Source organism: Verrucomicrobiaceae bacterium, assembly GCA_016713035.1.
Lineage (GTDB): Bacteria > Verrucomicrobiota > Verrucomicrobiia > Verrucomicrobiales > Verrucomicrobiaceae > Prosthecobacter.
This window is the reverse complement of sequence record JADJPW010000016.1, coordinates 106,467-129,328: the sequence shown is the minus strand read 5'-3', so window position 1 is coordinate 129,328 and position 22,862 is coordinate 106,467. Positions and strand designations below refer to the sequence as shown.

25 protein-coding genes, 1 tRNA gene and 2 pseudogenes are annotated in these 22,862 nt (G+C 58.4%); 9 read left to right on the top strand and 19 right to left on the bottom strand.

Features of this window, described 5'->3' with window-relative positions:
* Nucleotides 1-72: 72 nt before the first annotated feature.
* The 6 genes from IPK32_26040 to IPK32_26015 all read left to right on the top strand — a co-directional run bounded on the left by IPK32_26040 (nucleotide 73) and on the right by IPK32_26015 (nucleotide 4,095).
* Nucleotides 73-612 (top strand): transposase, encoded by a 540-nt coding sequence (locus tag IPK32_26040; GenBank protein ID MBK8095337.1) that lies wholly within the window; start codon nucleotides 73-75, stop codon nucleotides 610-612.
* A 62-nt stretch (nucleotides 613-674) separates the two neighbouring features.
* Entirely contained in the window at nucleotides 675-887 is a 213-nt protein-coding gene (locus tag IPK32_26035; GenBank protein ID MBK8095336.1) for a hypothetical protein, read from the top strand.
* 2 nt (nucleotides 888-889) lie between these two features.
* Nucleotides 890-1,147 (top strand): hypothetical protein, encoded by a 258-nt coding sequence (locus IPK32_26030; protein ID MBK8095335.1) that lies wholly within the window; start codon nucleotides 890-892, stop codon nucleotides 1,145-1,147.
* Between the two features lie 14 nt (nucleotides 1,148-1,161).
* Nucleotides 1,162-1,359, top strand: a complete 198-nt coding sequence (locus IPK32_26025; protein MBK8095334.1) for a hypothetical protein — start codon at nucleotides 1,162-1,164, stop codon at nucleotides 1,357-1,359.
* A gap of 1,504 nt (nucleotides 1,360-2,863) precedes the next feature.
* On the top strand, nucleotides 2,864-3,325 hold the full coding sequence (locus IPK32_26020) for a hypothetical protein (GenBank protein MBK8095333.1): 462 nt from the start codon (nucleotides 2,864-2,866) through the stop codon (nucleotides 3,323-3,325).
* A 440-nt stretch (nucleotides 3,326-3,765) separates the two neighbouring features.
* Nucleotides 3,766-4,095 (top strand): YkgJ family cysteine cluster protein, encoded by a 330-nt coding sequence (locus IPK32_26015; GenBank protein ID MBK8095332.1) that lies wholly within the window; start codon nucleotides 3,766-3,768, stop codon nucleotides 4,093-4,095.
* 30 nt (nucleotides 4,096-4,125) lie between these two features.
* Here IPK32_26015 and IPK32_26010 read toward each other — a convergent pair whose 3' ends face one another.
* The 6 genes from IPK32_26010 to IPK32_25985 form a co-directional block, all read right to left on the bottom strand.
* A complete protein-coding gene (locus tag IPK32_26010) occupies nucleotides 4,126-5,205 on the bottom strand; it encodes a hypothetical protein (protein MBK8095331.1) in 1,080 nt (359 codons plus the stop codon).
* A gap of 240 nt (nucleotides 5,206-5,445) precedes the next feature.
* Complete coding sequence (locus IPK32_26005) at nucleotides 5,446-5,643, bottom strand: hypothetical protein (protein MBK8095330.1); 198 nt, start codon at nucleotides 5,641-5,643, stop codon at nucleotides 5,446-5,448.
* A gap of 120 nt (nucleotides 5,644-5,763) precedes the next feature.
* Nucleotides 5,764-6,069 (bottom strand): transposase, encoded by a 306-nt coding sequence (locus IPK32_26000; protein MBK8095329.1) that lies wholly within the window; start codon nucleotides 6,067-6,069, stop codon nucleotides 5,764-5,766.
* Nucleotides 6,006-6,329: a transposase gene (locus tag IPK32_25995; GenBank protein MBK8095328.1), complete on the bottom strand. Its 324-nt coding sequence runs from the start codon at nucleotides 6,327-6,329 to the stop codon at nucleotides 6,006-6,008. The genes IPK32_26000 and IPK32_25995 overlap by 64 nt, the downstream gene beginning before the upstream one ends.
* A complete protein-coding gene (locus IPK32_25990) occupies nucleotides 6,274-6,684 on the bottom strand; it encodes a winged helix-turn-helix domain-containing protein (GenBank protein MBK8095327.1) in 411 nt (136 codons plus the stop codon). The genes IPK32_25995 and IPK32_25990 overlap by 56 nt, the downstream gene beginning before the upstream one ends.
* 365 nt (nucleotides 6,685-7,049) lie before the next feature.
* Entirely contained in the window at nucleotides 7,050-7,472 is a 423-nt protein-coding gene (locus tag IPK32_25985; protein ID MBK8095326.1) for a sugar phosphate isomerase/epimerase, read from the bottom strand.
* Nucleotides 7,473-7,494: 22 nt separating this feature from the next.
* Here IPK32_25985 and IPK32_25980 point away from each other — a divergent pair, with 22 nt between their 5' ends.
* Both IPK32_25980 and IPK32_25975 read left to right on the top strand, forming a co-directional pair.
* Nucleotides 7,495-7,872 carry a hypothetical protein gene (locus tag IPK32_25980; GenBank protein ID MBK8095325.1) on the top strand — a complete coding sequence of 126 codons (378 nt, stop codon included), beginning with the start codon at nucleotides 7,495-7,497 and terminating at the stop codon, nucleotides 7,870-7,872.
* Nucleotides 7,873-8,156: 284 nt separating this feature from the next.
* Complete coding sequence (locus IPK32_25975) at nucleotides 8,157-9,251, top strand: IS1380 family transposase (protein MBK8095324.1); 1,095 nt, start codon at nucleotides 8,157-8,159, stop codon at nucleotides 9,249-9,251.
* On the opposite strand, the pseudogene IPK32_25970 reads toward IPK32_25975, so the two are convergent.
* The 7 genes and pseudogenes from IPK32_25970 to carB all read right to left on the bottom strand — a co-directional run bounded on the left by IPK32_25970 (nucleotide 9,248) and on the right by carB (nucleotide 16,313).
* Nucleotides 9,248-9,841: pseudogene (locus IPK32_25970) on the bottom strand (IS630 family transposase). The gene IPK32_25975 and the pseudogene IPK32_25970 overlap by 4 nt on opposite strands.
* Entirely contained in the window at nucleotides 9,769-9,996 is a 228-nt protein-coding gene (locus IPK32_25965; GenBank protein ID MBK8095323.1) for a hypothetical protein, read from the bottom strand. Before IPK32_25965 ends, IPK32_25970 begins: the two are co-directional and overlap by 73 nt.
* Complete coding sequence (locus IPK32_25960) at nucleotides 9,942-10,184, bottom strand: helix-turn-helix domain-containing protein (GenBank protein MBK8095322.1); 243 nt, start codon at nucleotides 10,182-10,184, stop codon at nucleotides 9,942-9,944. Before IPK32_25960 ends, IPK32_25965 begins: the two co-directional genes overlap by 55 nt.
* Before the next feature lie 916 nt (nucleotides 10,185-11,100).
* Nucleotides 11,101-11,442 (bottom strand): MBL fold metallo-hydrolase, encoded by a 342-nt coding sequence (locus tag IPK32_25955; GenBank protein ID MBK8095321.1) that lies wholly within the window; start codon nucleotides 11,440-11,442, stop codon nucleotides 11,101-11,103.
* Entirely contained in the window at nucleotides 11,439-12,068 is a 630-nt protein-coding gene (locus IPK32_25950; protein ID MBK8095320.1) for a hypothetical protein, read from the bottom strand. Before IPK32_25950 ends, IPK32_25955 begins: the two co-directional genes overlap by 4 nt.
* Nucleotides 12,065-12,904, bottom strand: a complete 840-nt coding sequence (locus IPK32_25945) for a hypothetical protein (protein MBK8095319.1) — start codon at nucleotides 12,902-12,904, stop codon at nucleotides 12,065-12,067. Before IPK32_25945 ends, IPK32_25950 begins: the two co-directional genes overlap by 4 nt.
* A 52-nt stretch (nucleotides 12,905-12,956) precedes the next feature.
* Nucleotides 12,957-16,313, bottom strand: coding sequence for a carbamoyl-phosphate synthase large subunit (gene carB, locus IPK32_25940; GenBank protein ID MBK8095318.1), 3,357 nt, complete (start codon nucleotides 16,311-16,313; stop codon nucleotides 12,957-12,959).
* Between the two features lie 351 nt (nucleotides 16,314-16,664).
* Between carB and proC the strand changes: the two genes are divergently transcribed.
* Nucleotides 16,665-17,462, top strand: a complete 798-nt coding sequence (gene proC / locus IPK32_25935) for a pyrroline-5-carboxylate reductase (protein MBK8095317.1) — start codon at nucleotides 16,665-16,667, stop codon at nucleotides 17,460-17,462.
* A 10-nt stretch (nucleotides 17,463-17,472) separates the two neighbouring features.
* Here the strand turns inward: proC and IPK32_25930 are convergent.
* The 6 genes and pseudogenes from IPK32_25930 to IPK32_25905 form a co-directional block, all read right to left on the bottom strand.
* Nucleotides 17,473-17,560: transfer RNA gene (locus tag IPK32_25930), tRNA-Leu, on the bottom strand.
* A gap of 45 nt (nucleotides 17,561-17,605) precedes the next feature.
* Nucleotides 17,606-18,030, bottom strand: a pseudogene (gene ndk / locus IPK32_25925) (nucleoside-diphosphate kinase).
* A gap of 58 nt (nucleotides 18,031-18,088) precedes the next feature.
* A complete protein-coding gene (locus IPK32_25920; protein ID MBK8095316.1) occupies nucleotides 18,089-19,918 on the bottom strand; it encodes a right-handed parallel beta-helix repeat-containing protein in 1,830 nt (609 codons plus the stop codon).
* Nucleotides 19,915-20,772, bottom strand: a complete 858-nt coding sequence (locus IPK32_25915; protein ID MBK8095315.1) for a hypothetical protein — start codon at nucleotides 20,770-20,772, stop codon at nucleotides 19,915-19,917. Before IPK32_25915 ends, IPK32_25920 begins: the two co-directional genes overlap by 4 nt.
* A gap of 70 nt (nucleotides 20,773-20,842) precedes the next feature.
* Nucleotides 20,843-22,303: a DUF1553 domain-containing protein gene (locus IPK32_25910; GenBank protein MBK8095314.1), complete on the bottom strand. Its 1,461-nt coding sequence runs from the start codon at nucleotides 22,301-22,303 to the stop codon at nucleotides 20,843-20,845.
* The gene (locus IPK32_25905) at nucleotides 22,209-22,835 is read right to left on the bottom strand and encodes a DUF1549 domain-containing protein (GenBank protein ID MBK8095313.1); all 627 of its coding nucleotides are present in this window, start codon (nucleotides 22,833-22,835) and stop codon (nucleotides 22,209-22,211) included. Before IPK32_25905 ends, IPK32_25910 begins: the two co-directional genes overlap by 95 nt.
* Nucleotides 22,836-22,862 lie beyond the last annotated feature (27 nt).

Here is a 22,862-nt window from a genome sequence, read left to right as displayed (position 1 = left end):
CCGAGCAGGGCTTGTGGCCCAAGCTCAACGACGCCCTGCGCACCCAGACACGCCTGATGCTAAAAAAACGCCATGCCCAGCGCCGCTGTCATCGACAGCCAAAGCGTCAAAGGCGGGCAGCTACCGGCTGTGAGCTGCGGTTACGACGCGGGCAAGAAGATCAAGGGACGCAAGCGCCACGCGCTCACCGACACCAACGGCCTGCTGCTGGGCGTGGTGGTCACGCCCGCCGACGTGCAAGATCGTGACGGCGCAAAGCTGCTGTTGTGCATGTTTTGCCATGGCTTCCTGAGCCTGCTGATGATCTTTGCCGATGGTGGCTATGCCGGGAAGCTGGAGACCTTCGTGCAGAGCATGGGACAACTCTTCGGTCACGGAGCGAGTTTTGCCTTGGGGATCATCAAGAAGCTCGAAGACCAGAAGGGCTTCGTGGTGCTGCCGCGCCGCTGGGTCATCGAGCGCAGCTTTGGCTGGCTGGTGAAGCAACGCCGACTCACACGGGATCACGAGAAGAACCCGCGCCATCACGAAGCCTTTGTTTACCTCGCCTTCATCGGCATCATGGCCAGACGCCTCACCTCGTTACAACCTGTCGAACCTTTTGCCGGATAGACTCTTAGACTAAACGCCAATTTAGCGTTGCCAATTTGCAATGCGCCCAGCATCATTGTGACATGACAACGACCCAAGTTCGCCATCAGATCGATGCCATGAGCGATGAAGATCGCTTCTTTGCCTCTGCGTACCTCCTGCATCTCGCCAACGAGCATGATGCGGAAAGGCCAGTTCTTTTGGAGAAGAGAATGAACCGGATGGACGCAGGGCGAAAATTCACCCTGGAGCAGTTGACCGACATCCATCAACGTTTGGAATCCCAAGGACTTTAGTCATGGCAGCAAAGCTCCAGATCGTGCTGGATGAGGATGCGATGCGCTTCGTTTTGGCGGCACCCGCCACCAGGAGAAGAAGGATCATGGCTCAGCTTGAATTTCTGCGTAACCACAGCTCCGATCCTGCTGATTTTCGTGAGAAGGATCTTTCAGGTCGTTGGCTCAGTGTTCGGGCGCTTTCTCCCTTTCTCATCACCTACTGGCTGGATGGTGCTGTGGATGAATTACGAATCGTGGACATCCAACATGTGCGCTAACGTCATTTGCCTCCATGCACGCTGAAAACGTCCAGATCGCTCTTCTCAAGCTCAAAGACGGCTCCCGACTCCTTCGCCTCACCGAGCCAGAAACGGGCCTCGCGCTGGAACGCACGCTCAATCCCCGGCGTCCCCTGCTGGCTCAGAAGCAGCGGCTCAAAGCCCTCTTCGAGTCCATGATCCAGCGGGCCGATGACCTGATGGCGGCATAAACCTTCTGTCCGCTCGAACTGGCATGCTCAAAGCCCTCGCCGCCACCGTCGAAGTCTGCACCAATCCCAAGTGTGAACGCTGCTGGCGCCTCTTCCCCGACCTCCGCACATACTCCGCTCACCCGAGGATGTTTGGAGGCGGCGTGGGAATGGAAATCTAGCGTTGTAGTTCAAACTTCACACATCTGAATGTGCTGCCGCCTCTGACGTTCCTGAGTGAACGTTGAACTTGATTTGGCTTGTATTTGAGAAGTGATTCCTGATGCCGCACATAAAATGTCCGTGAAGTAAGAACCTTAAACGCAGGGTCTCTGTCACGGTCTTTGATAGCTCCTTGAAGACGACAGGCGATGTTTAGAGGTCTTCCAAAATACTCGTGACGACCAATCATGATGGTTCGCCCTAACTGTCCGCTATCAACACCAAAAGTTAGCCCCCAAGGCGAAGGCTTCTGTTCAAGGACTGGAATCAGGTGTGTGTCGCAGAGCTTACTGAAGTGGCTCGATAGCTTTGTGAGGAATTCTAATACCTTGCCGCCTTCAAAAGCCGAGGGGAATAGAAGTATCCAACCATCGCCCACAAACTTATATGGCGTGATTTGATATTGTTTCGAGCATGCACGTATAAAGTCTTTCATTCTATTCAGTATAGTGCAGAAACGTCCGAGGTTGCCTGTAAGGGTCAGATCCTCGATTACATTGGACGAGGAACACATGTCAAAAGTGACGACAGTCCATTCTTGGAATTGAAGTTGGTCTGGTGGCGTTGGCATTTGAGTGATGTTTACACAGTGAATTCACCTTCCAAAGAAAAACGGATAAATTGAGTAAAATTGACAAACGAAGCAATCTCATCTTGGCGAACAGGGGTGAGGTGGATGATGTCAGGCGAAATGAAGTATTGAAAATCAAGGGTTCCAGCATTACTCCCTGGGGCATTGTTAGTTTGCTAGGATGATCGTGCCGACGGTGCCATGAGCAAACGACCTGCCACACCAGCGTCCACCGTCATGTAAGCCGCCACCTTCATCGACATCGGGTACCACAATCGCTACAACATCAGCCTGCAACAAGCTGACAACTCACCCACCTTGCCATGGGCACTCAGGAGCCATCTTCCCCGCTCTCCAGTCACCTTCGCTCGCGCATCTTCTTCCAGCCCGGCCTTCCCGGACGCCCGACGGCCACAGATGACCGCCTACGGAACACGCGGAACAAAAGGAAGCCTGAACTCAGAAGTCCGTGAATAGCCTCACGGATCGAGTAAGCGCCCACCGAGAGCCTTTTTGAAGTCTCAGGTAAAGTCGCCAAGGTCAGAGATTTGGCTGAATCTTTGCGCCTTGGCGTGAGACCTTCGGTCGCCTGCTGTGTTGGCAGAATAATGAATGGCAAAATGATTCTGATATAAAGCGTCATCAACATTGTAGCACCTCAGCAGCCCTTGACCCGCGAAGGCAGGTGGTGAGTTGATAGATTCATTCCCCGGTCTCCTTTATCCGATTCGCATGTCCCAATTCATTCGCGTCATTTCACTTTCTATCGCAGCCTGTTTCTTGTCGTCTTGCGGCAACTTAAATCATCTGCCAAGCTCGTACAAAGGCCCCACGGCAACCATTTTTCAGGCCCCAATGAAGGACTCTGAAAAGAGAAACTGTGGCATGGTTCTAGCCATTGATAACAAGAACTATAACATGGCTGGTCTCGGGGTTAGCAGCCTGAAAGATTCCTTTCGTATTGAGGCTGGAACCCATCGACTGCTCCTGCGTGGTCATGTTGTCTATTTCTCGGAGTTGCGGAATTTGGCCAAGCAGTCCTACGCAGAGGATTGGGTGACTGTACGGCTCAAGGAAGGTGGCCGGTATGTTGTAAAGACAAGAACAGATGCATCGGGCACCAGTGTTTGGCTCGAAGAGTCGGAATTTGAACGTGTTATTAGTCCTGTTGTTCGACCGAATAAGCGTGGGTGAAAACCTTCAGCTACAATAAGTAGCCAAGATCACAGCTACATATTTTGCTGCGGCCGCGTGAGCGCGTATTCGTGAGGGTGAAAAGCTCGCTCATCCCCAGATCAAGGTGCTTATACTTCGCTTCATCATGATTTGTGAATTCATGAGATGAAGATGGGGAATCTAAACCGCTTATATGACGCTCATTTAACGCTGATTTTTGGTTTGGGATTAGCGTCGGGTCAGCGTCGAATTAGCGGTTAAAAATCACAAAACCTCACGAAGCGAAGCATATTTGAACCCAGCGGTCAGTGAAGGAGCTCGCGACGACTCTTTTGGCCTCGGAAACCTCTGGCGTATTGTCACGCGGCATCCAGAGGTGGTCGTGCCGCCCGGTGTGCATCGGGCACCCGATCCGGTTCCAGCGTAAAAACACCTGTTTGTGATCCTTTGAAGCCGCCATGACCTACGATCCGAAAGCCTGCATCACCTGCGGTGCCTGTTGCTGCCACTTCAGTGTCTCGTTTTACTGGCAGGAGGCGGAACTGCGCGGGATCGACGAGGCCACACTGGTGCAGATCACTCCGTGGCGGGTGGCTTTCGCCGGGACGGTGAGCCAGCCAGTACGCTGCGTGCATTTCAATGGCGCGGTGGGTGAGGAATCCTTCTGCCGCATCTACGAGCAGCGCCCGCATCCCTGCCGTGAGCTCCAGCCCGGCGATGAGAAGTGCCAAAAAGCCCGTGCCGCGCATGGCCTGCCTGCCCTGGAGCGGGCCTCAATGAGTAGCTAGGTTCGATGTTTCGAGGTTTGGGAAAATGGCTCACACTGCGGCCTTTTCCAGGAACAGGGTGAATTCGTGCCGGTTGTAGGTGAGGTGGGTCTGCGCAAACAACCGCAGGCCCGCTGAACGGGCCATGGCGACGATTTCGCGAAACAAGGCGCAGGGACCTGCCACTTCCTCGATGCGCGGCACCTTCAGCGTGAAGACCACCAGCCCACCCGGCTTCAAGTAGCGCGAAAGACGGATCACATGCGCCATGGACTCCTCCGGCGGCCCGTTCATGTCGTTGAGCATCGCATCATACGACGTGCCAGGCCTCGGCTCGAACTCCCCCACGTCCGCGAGGAAGAATCGCAGACCGGGACGGCCATCGAGACGCCGGTCCAGCGGTGCGCGGTCGATGGCGGTCACGCGTTGGTCACGCGCGAGCAATTCGGAGGTCATGCCGCCCGGACAGGCACCGAGCTCGATCCAATGGCTGCCAGCGGGGAGCGGTGGACGGTGCAGCAGCAGGTAGTGCAGCGCCTCGGCGATCTTGGCTCCGGCGCGGCTGATCACATCCGGCGCGTCCTGATCGATGTACTTGCTGCCGCCGGGATACAGGCCGTTGCAGGCTCGTGGCGACTGCATGCCGCAAAACAAGCCCTCTTTGCCGACGAGGCAAAACAGCGTCTCGCGCTCCGGCTGCTGCTCCTCGACGGTGCTAGTGGGTAATTTCGGAAAGACCTGTAGCACCCGCCCGCGCAGGTTCGACGCGAGCCCTTTGTAATACTTATCAGGCGACGTGGGATGCAGCAGGCCGATGAAAAGACCCTGCGGCTGACGAGCGCCGAATTTCTTCAGTAGCGTCTGCGCGGCCTTTTCGATGAAGCCGTCCATCTTCTGCGGGTTGCAGGGCCAGGAATGCTCCAGCGGCAGATTCCAACGCGCAAATTTCGCCACCTCCGAATCATGGATGAGCCCCGGCGTGGCCGTCTTGATCGAATAGAAGTCCTGTCCCAGCCGCGTGCAGCCCTGCGCACCGAAGCGCCGCAAAATGTCCTCCGCGATGCCTTCGAAGATTTCCGGGATGCGCACCAGCCAAGGCTGCGGCGGGAGATGGGCAGGCGCTCTAGCCACGCCAACAGCCGGGGAAACGGCCTCAGGAGAAGGGGGCAGGGGAAATGGGAGGGAAGAATCAGTGTCAGGGTGCAAGCGCCTGACTATGGGCATCAACACGAAGCCTTCACCCCATTTGTGATCAAGCTGGACGCGGGTTCACATAAACCGCTAGCCCCCCTTCGGCTTTCCAATCGCTTCCCAAGTGCCTCAGAAGCTCGTCAATCGCCTTGAGACCCATCTGTGACCACCAGGCCGCGTTCATTCCGAACTCGATGACGGCTTTTCCCCCGGCTGCGTATCCTTCTTCTTCACCGGCTGGGGGAACTTGGGGGGCGGAATGAATCCGCCACCTGCACCACCGGACCAGTGGCCGGAGGTCTGTTGATTCTTGAAGGGGCGTGGGGAGCGGTTGGTCTGCTTCTGGCTGCGCATGGTGGTCGCACCGTCTTTTACCATCAGTTTAGCCGACGGCAACGGGCTGTATTCATCCGATCTGCAAAGCCAACGCCCCATAAAATAAGCCAGGCTAACAATTCTTTGGGAGCGAAGCTATTAATCCGGCACTAAGATAGCACATCAAGCTGCATATTGGGTTGAGGCAGATTTAAAGAAGGCACGGACTTGTTCTGGCAGCCTCTGGCATGAGCGCATCTGGCCGATGATCTGCTTTTGCAGCTCCCGCTCACTCCGGGCGGCGGGTAGCACTCCCAGTTTGCTTTTCAGCGCACGGTTGAGCCTCTCGTCGGGATTGAGCTCTGGACTGTAGCTGGGCAGGTGATGCACCGCGATCTGCTCCTGATGCTGCTCCAGCCACTCCTTCACCGGCTTGCTGTGATGCACCCGCAGGTTGTCGAGGATGAGATACACTTTGCGCCCCTGCATCGAGCGAACCATCCGCTCCAAAAGCGGATGAGAAGCCGCGCGTCCAGTGCCCCTTTGTAAACCATCCACCGCGAACTCCCCCGGTTGCTCACCGCGCTCATCATCGAGCTACCAAAGCGCTTGGACATCTGCTTGATCTCGGGCGTCTCTCCGCGTGGTGCGTAGCCTCTCACGGCATTGGGCTGGTTGTTGACCCCGGTCTGGTCACCCCAATAGATCTCGGCCCCTTCCGCCTTGGCCTGAGCCTGCGATCTGCGGATACTTCTGCTCCAGCCACGCCTGGACTTCCTTGGGTCGCTGCTCGTAGGCCTTCTTCAATGGCTTCTGGGGTGTGAACCCCCAGCGCTTCAAATACAGCCCCATGGTGCGCACGGGCAGCTTGAACCCGAAGCGCTTGTCCAGCAGTTGGGCGACAGCTTTGCGGGTCCATAGTGCAAAGGGCAGCTTCAACTGCTCGGGCAACCTGTCGGTGATGAGCCTGCGCACTTCCTTCTCCTGCTCGGCGCTCATGAGCCGTTTATCCCCATGTTTCCTGCCGCGCTCGTCGCACAGCAGGGCTGCGGTGCCGTGTTGGCGCTGGTGCCGCTTCCACTGCTGGACAGTGCGGGGATGCACCCCACCGCCTCGGCAATGTCATGTTCCTCCAGCCTTTTTTGGCCAGCAGCATCGCCCGGCGACGTGCTTCCACCTGTTGTTCCTTGCTTAGTTTGCGTCCGTCTTCTTTCATGCGGACGCACCATTACCACATCCTCATAATGCGTGCTATCTATTTACCGGATTAATAGATGAGTGGAGCGGAGCGCGGATTGCCTCGCTTTGCTCGCCCTTCGGGCAGCCTTGCGGCTGGCTGTCTCCGTTGCACTCCGGCTCTCCTGTCCGCATCTATCTTCGCGGCTTCGCCGCCATTTGAATGAAGCGGAGAAAAGTCTCCGCGCTCCCTTCTACACGTGCACCTCTCACGCCAGCGCCTCTTGGTAATACTACACGCACTTCTTCACCTCGGCGACGGCGGTGGAGCCTTCGGGGATCTTGTATTCGAGCTCGACCTCGGCGGTGCGGTCTTTGAGGTGCAGGTTGGTGATGCGGTCGTGATACTTCTCCAGCACGGGGATCGGTGATTTGCCCTTGGTGCCGGCGACGTAGTGGCCGATGTCGAGGTTGAAGCCGATGTATTGGCCGAGATCCAGGATGAAGTCGAACTTGTCTATGTCCGGCAGGTTGTTCGTGTGGTTGTGGAGGCCGACCCAGATCTTGTGTTTGTCCGCAAAGGGTGCCACACGCGCAGCGAGGATGGCATTGCGCTCGGTGGTCACGCCGGTGCAGCCCAGAGCCTTGGCCACGAGGAAGCTGAACTCGATCTCCTCATCCAGATCGGGCTCGGCAAGCTCGCTTGCGAAGTGCATCGAAGGACGACAGTCTCCCACCATGGACGACCATCCCCTGCCCACCCTTCGCAATCAGCTCCTCAGCCTTCACAAGATCCTCATGATCGCCGAGCGTGCGTCATATGAGAAGGAGGGCAACGTGGTTCAGGGCCCCAATCACTTCCTGCAGCTGCTCACGGGCGATGCCCGCTTCGCGTGGCTTCGGGAGCTGTCACAGCTGGTCGTGATGATCGACGAGGCGATGGAGGAGAAGGCCGACATTACAACAGAGCGTGCCGATGCCTTGGTCAATGAAGCACGCGTCCTGCTCACCGGCCTGAATGAAAGCGGTAAGTTTGCCGCTCGGTATGCGGCCATGATGGAGCGCGATCCTTCAGTGGCGGCTGCACACGCCGAAATCAGCAAGGCCTTCGCATAGGATGAGAGGGCCTAGCCGATGGATTTATCCTGGATAATGCAATAGAGTAGCTGGAGTGAAGCGAAGGGGTGTTACTACGAGGGATTGACGCGTGTGGCAGAATCACCGTGATGGTGAATCTACCGATTGAATACTCCGACAAGCCTGTGACGCCCTTTGGCGGCATGGCGTTGATGAAGCGTTTTGTGGATCAGACTGGTATCCGCGAACATCTGGCCACCTTGGGATCTGCCTCAAGGCGGGTCGAATCGAGCGTATGATTCGGTGCAGATCATCGAAAGCTTTTGGCTTGGCATCTGGACGGGGCTAGCCGCTACATCCACTGCGATTGGTTGCGCCAGGATCAAACGCTTGCAGCCATTTTTGGCTATGAGAGCCTGCCAAGCCAAAGCACCTACAGCCGGTTCTTCGGCAAGTTCTCTCATGCGCGCAACACGGTGGTGTTCCCAGCATTACAGAAGTGGCTCTTTGCGCAAATCAACGTGGGAACAGTGACGGTGGACTTCGACAGCACGGTCATCACGCGCGATGGCAGCCAGGAAGGCGCTGCCAAGGGCTACAACCCCAACCGCAAAGGGCGCAACTCGCACCATCCGCTCATGGCCTTCATCAGTCAGACACGGATGGTGGCCAATGCGTGGCTGCGCCCGGGCAATACGGCAGCGTGCTCCAATTGCGTCGAGTTCATGCGTGAGACTTTCGATGAGGCGCTCGCGGGAGTGAAGGTGGGCCTTGTGCGTGGCGACAGCGGTTTTTATACTGACGAAATCCTGAGCGCGTTGGAAGAGCGCAGCCTCAACTACATCATCGCCGCGCGGGCCTACTCCAACATCAAGAACGAGGTCCACGGCATGAAGGACTGGGTGGAAATCTGCCCCGGCATCGCGGTCAAAGAGTGGCGGCATCAGCCCGCCGATCCGAAGGCCAAGGCGCGTCGGCACATTGTGGTGCGCAAGCAGATCAGCCGACGCCCACAGGCCGGAGGCAAGCTGCTCTTCGACGACCTGCCCGATTACCGCTTTAGCCTGCATGTGACCAATCTCGACCTGCCGCTCGATCAGGTCTGGAACATCTACAACAGCCGGGCCGACTGCGAGAACAGGATCAAGGAACTGAAGCAAGACTTCGGGCTCGACGCGTTTTGCCTTCAGGACTTTTGGGCCACGGAGGCCTCGTTCCGCTTCATCATGGTAGCCTATAATCTGATGAGTCTGTTCCGGCGTTTTGGACTCAATAGTCACAATCAAGCCACCTTGGCGACGCTGCGATCCTATTACTTTGCAATAGGCGGTTGGGTCAGACAACACGCTCGAAAGCGAGTGCTCAAGCTCTCACTGCCTGGCAAAAAACGTCCCTGGATGGACGCTAGAGCAATTTAAATAATACTATAACCGCAAGAGTTAAAATAACCGGCGGCATCTTTGGCTGTGATTCTTGAGAAGGCGAGGCTGATGGCCTGGTCGAGCTCCTCAGGAGTGCGGGCCTCGGTGCTGCGCAGGGAGGCTTTGATCTTGCTCCACATCTTCTCAATCGGATTGAGGTCCGGCGAGTAGGCTGGCAGGAACCTTACTTCAGCTCCCACCGCTTCAATCAATGCCGCCACTTGCGGGCTTTTGTGCACGGCGAGGTTATCCATGACCACGATATCGCCCCTGCGCAATGTCGGGCAGAGCACCTCGGCGAGGTAGGTCACGAAGGCTGCCGTGTCGGCGGCTCCCGGCAGATGCATGCAGGCCGTGGTGCCATCCAGCCGGATGGAGGAGATCATCGTCGTGCTCTGCCAGCGGCCGCAGGGCGCTGCGGCATGCAGCCGCTTGCCTCGTGGTGCACGACCTCGCAATCGGGTCATGTTGGTTTTGGCTCCGCTCTCGTCGAGGAACACCAGACGCCAGGGCTCTAGCCCGCCTTGCTTGCGCTTCCACTGCCGCCGCGCTTTGGCGACGTCTTCGCGGTCTTGTTCAGCGGCGCGGAGCGTCTTTTTTTATATGTCAGCCCCATATCCACGAGCACATAGTGGATGGCGGGCAACGTGCACTCCAGCCCCAGGGCGTCGCGCGACTCGGCCAGGGTCATGTCAGGTTTACGCTGGAGTTGCTTGCGGATGGCGATGCGGTGTTCGGACACGATCTTCTTTTGCGTCCGGCAAGGTGATGTCGAGGCTTGATGCAACCGGTCTTGCGACGCTGCTGGAGCAGCTTTTTGACCATGCCATAGGAGACCCCATAGCGCCGGGCAATCTGTTCCTGCGGGCCTTCACCGCGGTCGCAGGTGCTGATAATGCGTTGACGAAGATCTAGGGAGAGAGTGGCCATGCTTTCCTATAGCACCACCTTGACACTATTCTACATTAAAATTTAAAATGCTCTATCTTCCGCCAAATCGACGCTCGCCCACCGCCGTTCGCTTACTCAATTGCATAATCCGGGATCAATGGTCTCTGGCTAGGCCAACTGAGTGTAGTTTTCTGTAGCTTCTGCCGTGCGGTGAACCGCTGGATGGCCTGATCCCGTCAGTTCGGATTCGTGACCGTAACGATAGGGATCAATCTCCAGATGCATCTTTAACCCATGGAGATGGTTCGCCGCTTCGCCATCCCATTCCTTTTAGACACTGGGGACGCTTGAGATTCGTAACTCGTTTTGCGTGTTCGTCGGTGAAACGATCTGGAATCAATGCACCATCTTTGACCGTCATTCTCCATGCACCTCGACACGGAGATCCTGATCGTGAAGATCGCAATCCAAGCGCTGCGCTGCCATCAAAGACAGGAACATCACTCTTGAAGTGCCAGCGATCACAGGCGTTTGTAACTTCAGAACACACAACGCAACACCCAGAAGCAGCCAACAATGCGAGGTAGCCAGGTTTTGGATGGGAGTAGCTGTTCGTTGTCCCAACGGAGATGAAACTCATTCGAGGCGACAGCTCGCTGACTGCTTGGCGTGATCGAGCTTTGTTCGTTTTGAGATCCTCCGGTCCTCCGTGGTGAGGCCCATGAAGCATTTCTGGGTGATTAGCCCGAAGCTGATCTGCAACGGTTGCCAATGGCAGATCACCGGGCCACGCACAAAGCCTTTTGTCACCGTGATCCAGAACGATCAGACCGCTGGTTTGATTCGGATAGCCCATATGTTTCACGTTCGACGTGAAGGTCGGAAATAGAACATGGAGACGAAGCCTGGATTGATCATCACGCCAAATCTCTTGCCCGTCTTCCAGCCGACGGACTCAGAAGCATCCTCTGGCCTCAGCTTCGTCAACGGACCGGAAGACCTTTGCGAACGTCGGGTCGTTGATGGGGCGATCTTGAAGCATCCATACAGCACCGATGCTGGACTGATGGTTGGCAACAACGGATGGCATCGCACCGGCGTGATCCGCATGATTATGAGTGAGCACGATGGCAGCTACACGAGCGGGAGGTCTTCGCTCGGTGAGCCAATCGACAACTGGACTCCCTCTCCTGCCGACATCAATCAAGATGAGGCTTCCATTAGGAAGTGTGATAACCGTGCAATCGGCTTGGCCGACATCCCAAAAATCTATGGTCAGGTCGGGCTTAGCACTCACGCAGCGGAGAGGATGGTGAGCCGCTCAATTGACATCGCCTTGTTGCCGAGTCCGAGCTTCACATAGGCTCCAAATTCATCACCCTTTTTCAGCACGTTAAGGGCAGAGGCCACCGGAAAATCGATCTTCTCTACCGAATCATCATACCAGCGCACGCGAACGAAGTTCGGCTGTTTTGTCTCTACGACACCTTCAACATATTGCGGCGCAGCACGATCGATGCAGAAGCGACGATAATCGACCTGATCTATTATTCGCAGCCATTGGTCAGACTCCGCTTGATCCAAGGCGTCCCGATCTGCCTTGCTAAATAGGGTCAAAAACTGGCGGGCCAAACGATTCGGCAGATCCGCAACCTCTGTGACAGATAAACTCACGCCCCACTCTGCCACTCCACAACGCATTGTTGTTGGATCAACGTCCACCATTAGTCGGTTTCGCAAATGAAGAAGAACCTGACCACCCTCCAGCGGCAACAACTCTCGTTCAAATTCATATTTTAGGCGTCGTCCCTGATCTGGCTTCGCTGCGGCAACCGCTTCCGAAGCTTTCTTCACATAAGCACTGTCAGAAGCAACAGCTTCTGCCGAGTGTAATGTTGGGCCGGTGGTTGGGGTGAGGATCATTGGGCTTCAGGCGTGAAAGATGCCTTGGCTTCGTCGGTGAAAACCTGCTCGAATCGCTCGATAATACGCTCGTGGCTCCAGTCAAGCAACTCTAGAACCTCTGAAACCCCACCCTCCCTGCTGACTTGGGCCAAAGTTTCCAGGGTGACTTTGATTGCCACGCCATTCGCAGGTGTAGTGGCATCTTTCACTCGAATAGAGAGCTTTCTTGCTGGCGCGTTGCCGAGGTTTACTGTCACTCGGCAATCGTAAGGAGGCTCCAAGCTCTCATGTTTGCCCGGAATCTCGGAGAAAACGCGCAAAACCTTGTCCAGTTCCAGCCCACCCTCTTTGTTGAAGAATTGAGGTGTAACGTCGCGGCGTAGAACATTGATATATCCCAAGTTTAGGTGCTCCGCCGTCTCAACGCCAAAATGTTCCATCCATTGAGGAAGCCACTTGGCAAATTCCTTCCGGAGATGGCCATAACGTCGCCCCGACCCTGGATGTGAATGCATGTTCATCGTGAACTTGCCAACTGGACATCGAATGCTCCAATCGAAACCCTCGGCTTTAGTTTTCTTCGAGAAGCGATGAGTAATTCTCAGCTTGGGGGCCAAAGTGTCGAACAACGGCACTCCATCTTTCTCCTCCATCTCAACCAGCCATTCGATAAGAGGCTCCTCGGCTGGATATTCAGGGGTCACTTTTTGCTTCCACCTCTCGATATTGGCCTCAAACACCTCAGCGGTCATCGGAGCATGCAACGTCACCACACGTTCAATTACCGGAGGATTCACATATGCCGGTGGTGATGCGGCACTTGGAATAGCTTGAGTCACGGAAGAGTCGCTCATGGTTGGGAAGAGAAGTTGAAGCAAACTCTGTATTGAGCGGCTCCTTGCATAGTTAAGAATGATACTCCTGCAAAGCCCTCACCTGCACCTCGCTGCCTTGCAGTGACTTGATCGCCTTGAGGGCCGCATCAGCACCACGCAGCGTGGTCATGATCGGAATGCGATTCTGCATCGTGGCGGTGCGGATTTTGACCTCATCCTCACGCGTGTTCTTTCCGGACGGGGTGTTGATGACGAGGGCCATGTCTTTGTTTTTCATCAGGTCGATGACGTTGGGGCGCTGGCCGCTGGCGAGTTTGGGGAGGATGTTGACCGGGATGCCGGCGTCGCTGATGACCTGGCCGGTGCCGGGGGTGGCGTAGAGGGTGAAGCCGAGGTCGGCGTAGCCTTTGGCGATGCTGGCGACGTTTTGCTTGTCGGCTTCCTTCACGCTGATGAAGACGTTGCCCTTCGTGGGCAGGGTGCCGCCGGCGGCCATCTGGCTCTTGGCGAAGGCGAGGCCGAGGTCGGGGTCGATGCCCATGACCTCGCCGGTGCTTTTCATCTCGGGGCCGAGGATGATGTCCACGCCGGGGAACTTGCTGAAGGGGAAGACGGCCTCCTTGACGCTGTAGTGCGTGGGGATGACTTCCTGGGTGAAGCCGAGTTCTTTGAGCGTTTTGCCGGCCATGATCTTGGCGGCGAGCTTGGGCAGCGGGACGCCGATGGCCTTGCTGACGAAGGGCGCGGTGCGGCTGGCACGCGGGTTGACCTCGATGACGTAGAGGTCGTCGCCTTTGACGGCGAGCTGCATGTTCATCAAACCGCGGACGTTGAGGGCCTTGGCGAGCTTTTTGGCGGCGTCGCGGATGCGGTCCTGCATGGCGGGCGTGAGGCTGAAGGGCGGGATGACACAGGCGCTGTCGCCGGAGTGGATGCCGGCCTCTTCGATGTGCTCCATGATGGCGCCGATGACGGTGGTCTCGCCGTCGGTGATGCAGTCCACATCGACCTCGGTGGCGTCTTCGAGGAAGCGGTCGATGAGCAGAGGCTTGTCAGCGGAGAGCGTGGGCTTGTTCGCGATGAGCGAGGCTCCGGCCTGGCTGGCGCCTTCCAGCTCGAGGTTCGTGCGCATGTAGTGCGCGAGTTCGTTGTCGTTATAGACGATCTGCATGGCGCGGCCGCCGAGCACGAAGCTGGGGCGCACGAGGCTGGGGTAGCCGATCTTGGCGGTGACGGCCAAAGCTTCCTCCAGGCTGGTGGCGATGCCGCTGGGGGCCTGGTTCAAACCGAGATCGTCGAGCAGCTTGGCGAAGAGTTTGCGGTCTTCGGCGAGTTCGATGCTCTTCGGCGAAGTGCCGATGATGCGGACGCCGTTTTCTTCGAGGCCTTTGGCGAGATTGAGAGGGGTCTGGCCGCCGAACTGGACGATGACGCCGAGCACCTGGTCGTTGCGGTTTTCGCGGTCGTAGATGTTGAGCACGTCTTCGAGCGTGAGGGGCTCAAAGTAGAGCTTGTCGCTGGTGTCGTAGTCGGTCGAGACGGTCTCGGGGTTGGAATTGACCATGATGGTCTCAAAGCCGAGCTCGCGCAGGGCGAAGCTGGCATGGACGCAGCAGTAGTCGAACTCGATGCCCTGGCCGATGCGGTTCGGGCCGCCGCCGAGGATGATGACCTTTTTCTTGTCGCCATCGCGCACCTCGTCCTCGATGCCGTAGGTGCTGTAGTAGTAAGGCGTGTAAGCCTCGAACTCGGCGGCGCAGGTGTCCACGAGGCGGTAGGTGGGGGTTTGAGAGAAATAGGTGCGCAAGTTGCGAATCGTCTTCTCAGGCACAGAAGTAGCAATTGCGAGTTGGCGGTCGGAAAAACCAAGCCGCTTGGCCTTGCGAAGCTGAACAAGCGCCTCCTGCATGTCTCCGCCATGGGCTGGATTGTGCCGCTCGCTTGTTATTTCGTCGCCAGCAAGCTTTGCAGACTCCGCAACAGCGGCCAAGGCACCGGAAGCCAATTTGGCCTGCTCCTTCACAATCTCCTCAATCTGCCTCAAGAACCACCGGTCGATCTTCGTCAGTGCGAAGACCTTCTCCACGTCCCAGCCCTTCGCGAAGGCGGCGCCGAGCCAGAAGATGCGCTCGGCGTTGGGCACGCTGAGCTTGGTTTCGAGTTGTTCGTCGTCGATGTCTTTGTCCGCGCCGTCGCCGATGAGGCCGAAGCGCTTGATCTCCAGGCCGCGCAGGGCCTTCTGCAGGCTCTCCTTGAAGGTGCGGCCGATGGCCATGACCTCGCCGACGGATTTCATCTGCGTGGTGAGCACCTCGTTGGCACCCGGGAATTTTTCAAAGGTGAAGCGCGGCACCTTCGTCACGACGTAGTCGATGGTCGGCTCAAACGCGGCGGGCGTGTGGCGCGTGATGTCGTTTTTCAGCTCATCGAGTGTGTAACCGACCGCGAGTTTCGCGGCGATCTTCGCGATGGGGAAGCCGGTGGCCTTCGACGCGAGCGCGGAGCTGCGGCTGACGCGAGGATTCATCTCGATGACGATCATGCGGCCCGTGTCGGGATGCACGGCGAACTGGATGTTCGACCCGCCGGTCTCCACGCCGATCTCGCGGATGCACGCGAAGCTGAAGTCGCGCATGATTTGGTATTCGCGATCCGTGAGCGTCTGGATCGGTGCGACGGTGATGGAGTCGCCGGTATGCACGCCCATGGGATCGAGATTCTCGATGGAGCAGATGATGACGCAGTTGTCCGCCTTGTCGCGGATGACCTCCATCTCGAACTCTTTCCAGCCGAGCAAGCTCTCCTCGATGAGCACTTCCGTGACAGGCGAGAGATCGAGACCGCTGGCGGTGATGGTCTCAAACTCCTCGCGGTTGTAAGCGATGCCGCCGCCGGTGCCACCGAGCGTGTAAGCGGGGCGGATGATGAGCGGCAGCGTGCCGATCTCATCGGCGATCTTGCGTGCTTCGTCCATGTTATGCGCGACGCCGGACTGCGGCAGGTCGAGGCCGATTTTGAGCATGGCGTTTTTGAAAAGCAGACGGTCCTCGCCCTTCTCGATGGCCTCCGGCTTCGCACCGATCATGCGCACGCCGTGTTTTTCCAGCGTCCCGGCCCGGTGCAGCGACATGGCGGTGTTCAGCGCCGTCTGGCCGCCGAGCGTGGGCAGGAGTACATCCGGCTTTTCTTTGATGATGATCTTCTCGACGATCTCGGGCGTGATGGGCTCGATGTAGGTGCGGAAGGCGAACTCCGGATCGGTCATGATCGTGGCGGGGTTCGAATTGATGAGCACCACCTCATAGCCTTCCTCGCGCAGGGCCTTGCAGGCCTGGACGCCAGAGTAGTCGAACTCACAGCCCTGGCCGATGACGATGGGGCCGGAACCGATGACGAGAATGCGTTTGATGGAGGTGTCTTTGGGCATGGGGGAAGCAGAGAGCGAAGGGCGGAGATCGGGGGGGGTTAGGGCGGAATTCTTGATTTTTGATTCCTGATTCCTGATTCGGGCCTGTTCGCGATGCGCTGGGATGAATCAGGAATCATGAATCTAGAATCAGGATTCCCGTGGGGCGCTTTCGGGAGCCTGGGTGGCTCTAGTTGCACAACAACTAGGCTACTTAGGCCGGAAAGCGCGGCATCTTGCATGGTCTGCGGGGTGCGTCAAATGCGGGGACTGGATTCCTGATTTTAGAATCCTGATTCCTGATTTGAAATGCGGCGAGGAAGCTCGAATGCTGGGGGCGAATCAGGAATCTAAAATCTAAAATCAGGAATCATGAAAATCGGACTTATCGGCTGTGGGAAAATGGGCGGGGCACTGCTGCGGGGCGTGGAGACGGCGCTGGGAGCAGCGGAGGTGAGCGTGACGCTGTGCGATGCGGTGCCGGAGGCGGTCGATTCGCTGAAAAAGGGCCTAAATTGTGCCTGTGAGGCCGGTCTGGCAGCCGAAGTGGCCGAAAAGAGCGAGGTGGTGATTTTGGCGGTAAAACCGGCGGATGTGGAAAAACTGTGCCTAGAGCTCGGAAAGGCGAAAAATCGGCCTCTTTACCTCAGCATCGCAGCGGGCGTTTCGGTGGAAAAACTGGAAAAATGGCTGGGAAGCGGCCAGCGGGTGATTCGCAGCATGCCGAACACGCCCGCGCTGGTCGGGGCGGGTGCGGCGGCTTTTTGTCGTGGCACGCACGCGACGGCGGCGGACGCGGAAATGGCGAAAAGCCTGCTGGGAGCCGTGGGCACGGCGGATGAGGTTTCAGAAAAGCTGATCAATGCCGTGACGGGCCTGAGCGGTAGTGGTCCGGCCTATGTCTATACCGTGATCGAGGCGCTGGCGGATGGCGGCGTGCTGATGGGGCTGCCGCGTGTGGCGGCGCAGCGGCTGGCGGCGCAGACAGTGCTGGGAGCGGCGAAAATGGTGCTGGAGACGGGGAAACACCCGGCTGCACTGCGGGATGAGGTGACCAGCCCCGGTGGGACGACGATCGCGGGCCTAGAGCAGCTCGAAAAGCATGGTCTGCGCAATGCACTGCTGCAGGCGGTGCGGCGTGCGACGGAGCGTGCGGGTGAGCTGGGCTGAAAAGCCCAGGTGGTGCCGATGGCCGGACTCGAACCGGCAAGGGGATTGCTCCCCAGCAGATTTTAAGTCTGCTGTGTTTACCATTTCACCACATCGGCGTGGGGATGCTAGCGAGCGCGAGTGTAGCGCAGGCTAGGCTGGGCTCAATAGCTGAAAATTTCTCCATGGTGGAAGAAGCGCTCGATTTCGAGAGCGGCGGCTTCTGGTGAGTCGGAGGCGTGGACGACGTTGGTCATCTTATCGGTGCCGAAGTCACCACGGATGGTGCCTTTGGGAGCGGCCTGGGAATCGGTGGGGCCGAGGAGGTCGCGGACATGGGCGATGACGTTTTCACCACCGAGGGCGATGGCGATGACGGGCTTGCTCTTCATGAACTCAGCGACGGTGGGGAAGAAGGGGCGGTCAGCGATGTGGGAGTAGTGCTCTTTGAGCAGCTCATCGGTGAGGCGGATCATCTTGCAGCCACGGACGCGGAAGCCTTCGTCTTCGAAGCGTTTGAGATGGAGCCGTTGATGCCTTTGGCGACGCAATCGGGTTTGAGCAGGATGAGGGTAGTTTCTTGGGCCATGGGTAGTTTTTAGAGGGGAAAAATGGGGCGGGGATAGTGCGAGACGGGGTGGGCGGCGTCAAGGACGCTGTTTGAGTAGAAACTCCATGGCCTGCACGGTGTCGGCATACGATGTCGAGTGCCCACCGGAGTCACGGTGGATATGGAGGACACGCGGGAGCTGCTTGGCGAGGCGCAGGGTGCTGGCTGGCGGGACGATGGTGTCCTTTCCCCCGGTAGTGAGCGCTACGGGCAGGGTGGAGAGGCGCTGGGCGTGCAGCTCGGCGCTGCGTATGCGCCGCTGCTCTGCGCTGCCGTAGGAGGTGTCGATGGCGGCTTTGAAACCGGCATACTCGATCATGTTGGCGGTGCCATTGAGGCTACACACGCCCGCGATGAGGTCTGGGTGTAGCACGGTGAAGATGAGTGCTGAGGTGCCGCCCATGGAGCCGCCAGCGATGAAGATGCGGTCGATCTGCTGCTGCTGGCGTAGCTGGGTGATGATCTGGAGCACATCGGCCTCCGCAGCGGGGCCCATCCAGGATGTTTTGGCGCGGTAATCGGGGGAAATGAAAAGTAGGCCGTGCTTCGCGGCGACATCACGCAGGCCCTGGCACTCGCCGCGGGTGTCGCGGATGAATTGCCAGCGATCAGAGCCGTGGCCGTGTAGGGCGATGAGGGCGGTGCGTGGTTTTTTGTCCCCGATGGGGTGGAGTTGGACGTAGCGCTGCTCGGTGCCATCGAGCGTGGAGCGAAAGGCGGTGTCGGTGAGAAGCATGTTCTCGGACTCGGTGACTTGCGCATCTGGGAAGGCGAGGAGGTGCTTCTTCGGTCCTGGGATGACGAAGTGATTGCGGGAGATGTCGGCTGCGCCTTTGACGACGATGGCGGCGACTCCGCCGCCGTGGAGCGTGTTCTGTGTGATGCTGGCCTGGGAGTCCTCCAGCACGGCGATGAGCGGCGGCATGCCGCCTTCGCGGCGGAGTTCATTGTGGGTGATGATGGCCCGTGATCCGCCGCTGATGCCGATGGCGACGAGTTTGTTGTCGATAAGTCGATTGTTCAGGATCTCGGGCTGTGCGCCTTCTTCGATGCCGATGCCTGCCATTTCATTTCCACGGCATTCATTGCCTTTGATCACGGGGCGTGTGTCGCTCCCGGTGCGGATGCCGATGCCTGCACGACGGTTGTTATCGCAGCGATTGCTGAGAACTTGGGGCGATGAGCCCTCGCTGATGCCGATGCCAGCGCGGATGTTGCTATGGCAGGTGTTTTCCTGGATGAGTGGGCTGGCGGAGTCGCAGCCGATGCCGGCGTAGAAGTTTTCAAAGCAGAGATTCTTCTCGATGCGGGCGGTGGAGCCACTCATGGAGCCGATACCGCCGCCCATGTTCCGGTAGCAGACGTTTCCCACGATGAGCGGCGATCCTGCGGTGATGGCGATGCCGGTGTAGCCGATGTGGTGGACGATGTTGTGCCGCACCTGGCATGTGGTGGCGACGGCGATGCCTGGAGTGCCCGCAGCGCCGATGGACTGGTGGTCTTGCTCCTCGCCCTTGGTTTCAAAATGGTGCTTCCAGAGCTGTTCGTCGTATTTGCCGACCTGGGTGACGCTAAAGCCATCCAAAATGGCCTTTTCGGCCATTTCGATGCTTCCTTCGAGAATGGTCGCTTCAGCTCGTAGGAGGCCGATTTGGCCTTTTTTGTCATTTCCGGCACTTTGGAGCGTGACGCCGTTTTTGAGCTTCAAGTCACCGCGATAGGTCCCTGCCGCGACGAGCACGACATCGCCCATTTTGGCCTTCTGGAGTGCCTCTGGGATGCTCTGAGCGTCTCTGGGCACCTGAATGGTCGCCGCCGAGAGCGCGGAGGCGAAGAGCAGTGCGCAGAAGACTGGGGCGTGCTTCATGGCGTGGCCTTCACGCCGCTGAGGGGATGCTGGGTGACGGCGTCCCAGGCGAGTTTTTGGAGGATGGGATTGAGCTTGTCGCCATCGGGTAGTTTGGCGATGGCGGCAGGCGTGGAGAGGCCGATGGGGCTGCGGCGGTAGATCACGGCAAAGTGGCAGTAGGTGGCAAGTGCTTTGATGTGATCACGCGGATGGCCGATGGCGTCGGTGAAGAGTTCGCTCTGCTTGGCGATGCCGGGGGCTTTGCCTTGGATGATGAGATCACGCAGGGCGATGACGGCCTGACCGACGGGGACGACAAAGACGGCGGTTTTGCCATACTTGGCGTTCAGCTCACGCACATGGTCGTCCATGGACTTGAAGTAGGCATCATGGGCTTGATGCAGTTGCGCCACGGTCATGGAGTCGCGGTCGATGACGAGGCCTTTGTTTGGCTTTCCCCAGAGTTCCTGGTTCTCAAAGGTCATCCAAAATTCCTGCACGGTAATGCGGAGGTTCGGATTGTGCTCGAGGCCCAGTTTGACGAAGTTTTCGATGCCGTTATCGGGCAGAAAGATGGGCGAGAGGGTGAGCACGTCCGCCTTGGACTCGATGAGCGCGGGTTTGATCTTCTGCTTTTCGCCCACGGCGTCCCAATGCTGATAGACGCGTGAACCACCGATGGATGAGAGGCCTACTTGCTGGTGGCCGCTGATCCCAGCTTTCTTGGTGACGTCGATCAAGAGGCCGGGCATCCAGACATGAAAACTATGCCCTGCGGTGAGCACGCGGAGCCCCTGGGGTGGCGTGTCCGCATGGACCATGGGAACGAGGCAGAGAGCGAGGACAAGGCGGAGTAGGGTGGTGCGTTTCATGACAGGAGAAGAACGCCGTGGAGCAGACATGTTTGCCCGCTCTTTGATCAAGCGGGAGCGGTGGGGCACCTCACTCGCGATTGATGAACTCATCGAGATTCATCAACACGCGTGCGGTCGCGACGAGGGTGGCGGCCTCGATGGCGCTGCCTGCGGACAAGCCTTTTTCATGTGTGCCGAGCACGCGGAGCGCAGCGCTGCCGCCGTTTTGCACGCGAGCTTTTTGGTCGCGGTGAAAGGCTTGTAGGCGCTGTAGCTCCTCGGGGCGCGGGGAACGGTTCAAGACAAGGCGGAAGAGGTGCGGGAGCGCATCGCTGCTCTCACGCAGTGCTCGCAGCGCCAGGGCTTGGGCGGCTTCGACGAAGACGCTGTCGTTCATCATGGTGAGGGCTTGTAGCGGCGTATTGGAGCGCTCGCGGCGCACACAGGCATCCGCCGCATCCGGTGCATCGAAAGTGGTGAGCGTGGGATACAAGACACTGCGCAGCGTGATGATGTAGAGGCTGCGTCGGTAGATTTCATCGCCGGGGCTGGCCTGCCAGTTCGACGAGCGGCCGACATCGAAAACGTCCTCGGGCAACGGCGGGCGGAAGCTGGGGCCGCCGATGGTAGGTTTCAACAGGCCGCTGACAGCGAGCGCGGAATCACGCAGGATTTCGGCATCCAATCGGATGCGGTTTTGATGCGAGAGGAGCTTGTTCAGTGGATCAAGCTCAGTGCGGAGTGCCAAGAGGTGAGAGTCGGGCACTGCGCTGCTCTGTCGATACGTTTCGCTCATCACGATGCGCTTGATGAGATGCTTGCGGCTCCAGCCGTGCCGCATGAAGTCGGAGGCCAGCCAGTCGAGCAGCTCTGGGTGGCTGGGAGACTCGCCACTGGTGCCGAAGTCATCCGGCGTGCGCACGAGGCCGTAGCCGAAGAGCTTGCTCCAGAGGTGATTCACCGCCACGCGAGCCGTGAGTGGATTCTGCGGTGAGACGAGCCACTTGGCGAGATCGAGCCGAGTGGGGCCAGATGGTGAAGGCAGCGCGGAGAGTGTGGCAGGCACCACATCGGGCCCGCGCCGTGTGTAGTCGCCCGCCATGTGCACATAGGTCTGGCGGCGGTCTTTGCTGACCTCTGCAAGCAGTGGGGCCTTGGTCCTCGCATCCTCGCGGTCCTCGGTGTTATCAAAGAAGGCGTAGAAGCTGTAGTAGTCGCGGATGGTGATCGGGTCATATTTGTGCGTGTGGCACTGCGCACAGCCGACGGTGAGGCCCATCCAGACGCGAGCGGTGGTATTGACGCGATCGACGAGGTTTTGGTAGCGTGCTTCTTCCTTATCCACGCCGGCTTCGGTATTGAGAGCGGCATTGCGATGAAAGCCGGTGCCTGCGGGCGCTGATGTGAGATCACCCGCAATCTGTGCGATGGTGAATTGATCGAAAGGCATGTCGTCATTGAAGGCCTGGATCACCCAGTCGCGGTAGCGATAGGCATTGGGGCGCAGACCATCGCCGAGGAAGCCATTCGAGTCTGCGTAGCGTGCCATATCGAGCCAATGGCGGCCCCAGCGCTCGCCAAAGCGTGGATCGGCGAGGAGCTGATCGACGAGGGCAGCGTAGGCTCCGTCCGTGGGGCCTCGCTGGGATGGAAAGGCTCGCTGGCGGTGGTAGGCCAATGAGGTCGAGATAGAGGCGGCGGATGAGTGTGGTGGCATCTGCACGCGGGGCGGGCTGGAGGCCGTGTTTTTGCAATTCAGCACGGATCAAGCCGTCGATGCCTGTCGGTGCGACGGGGTGAGTGATGGGCCGGAAAGCCCAGTGCTGCTCATACTTGGCCCCAGAGTCGATCCATTGCTTCAGGATGCTTTTTTCCTGGCGTGTGAGCGGCTTGGGCGAGGTGCGCGGTGGCATCACCTCGTCCGCATCCGTGGTGGTGATGCGGTGGATGATTTCTTTGCCGTCAAAGTGCTCACCAGGCACATCGAGACGCAGATCCGCCTCACGTTTGTCCTCATCGGGTCCGTGGCAGGCAAAACACTTCGCCGCGAGGATGGGACGCACATCGCGATTGTAGCTCACGCTTTCCGCCGCGAGCCGGTGGGCGGA

What these genes read in the sequence shown, in the direction of transcription:
- IPK32_26040 (MBK8095337.1), top strand. Translation starts at nt 73, where the DNA reads ATGCCCAGCGCCGCTGTCATCGACAGCCAAAGCGTCAAAGGCGGGCAG.
- IPK32_26035 (MBK8095336.1), top strand. Translation starts at nt 675, where the DNA reads ATGACAACGACCCAAGTTCGCCATCAGATCGATGCCATGAGCGATGAA.
- IPK32_26030 (MBK8095335.1), top strand. Translation starts at nt 890, where the DNA reads ATGGCAGCAAAGCTCCAGATCGTGCTGGATGAGGATGCGATGCGCTTC.
- IPK32_26025 (MBK8095334.1), top strand. Translation starts at nt 1,162, where the DNA reads ATGCACGCTGAAAACGTCCAGATCGCTCTTCTCAAGCTCAAAGACGGC.
- IPK32_26020 (MBK8095333.1), top strand. Translation starts at nt 2,864, where the DNA reads ATGTCCCAATTCATTCGCGTCATTTCACTTTCTATCGCAGCCTGTTTC.
- IPK32_26015 (MBK8095332.1), top strand. Translation starts at nt 3,766, where the DNA reads ATGACCTACGATCCGAAAGCCTGCATCACCTGCGGTGCCTGTTGCTGC.
- IPK32_26005 (MBK8095330.1), bottom strand. Translation starts at nt 5,643, where the DNA reads ATGGTAAAAGACGGTGCGACCACCATGCGCAGCCAGAAGCAGACCAAC.
- IPK32_26000 (MBK8095329.1), bottom strand. Translation starts at nt 6,069, where the DNA reads ATGCAGGGGCGCAAAGTGTATCTCATCCTCGACAACCTGCGGGTGCAT.
- IPK32_25985 (MBK8095326.1), bottom strand. Translation starts at nt 7,472, where the DNA reads ATGCACTTCGCAAGCGAGCTTGCCGAGCCCGATCTGGATGAGGAGATC.
- IPK32_25980 (MBK8095325.1), top strand. Translation starts at nt 7,495, where the DNA reads ATGGACGACCATCCCCTGCCCACCCTTCGCAATCAGCTCCTCAGCCTT.
- IPK32_25960 (MBK8095322.1), bottom strand. Translation starts at nt 10,184, where the DNA reads ATGGCCACTCTCTCCCTAGATCTTCGTCAACGCATTATCAGCACCTGC.
- IPK32_25950 (MBK8095320.1), bottom strand. Translation starts at nt 12,068, where the DNA reads ATGATCCTCACCCCAACCACCGGCCCAACATTACACTCGGCAGAAGCT.
- IPK32_25945 (MBK8095319.1), bottom strand. Translation starts at nt 12,904, where the DNA reads ATGAGCGACTCTTCCGTGACTCAAGCTATTCCAAGTGCCGCATCACCA.
- carB (MBK8095318.1), bottom strand. Translation starts at nt 16,313, where the DNA reads ATGCCCAAAGACACCTCCATCAAACGCATTCTCGTCATCGGTTCCGGC.
- proC (MBK8095317.1), top strand. Translation starts at nt 16,665, where the DNA reads ATGAAAATCGGACTTATCGGCTGTGGGAAAATGGGCGGGGCACTGCTG.
- IPK32_25920 (MBK8095316.1), bottom strand. Translation starts at nt 19,918, where the DNA reads ATGAAGCACGCCCCAGTCTTCTGCGCACTGCTCTTCGCCTCCGCGCTC.
- IPK32_25915 (MBK8095315.1), bottom strand. Translation starts at nt 20,772, where the DNA reads ATGAAACGCACCACCCTACTCCGCCTTGTCCTCGCTCTCTGCCTCGTT.
- IPK32_25910 (MBK8095314.1), bottom strand. Translation starts at nt 22,303, where the DNA reads ATGGCACGCTACGCAGACTCGAATGGCTTCCTCGGCGATGGTCTGCGC.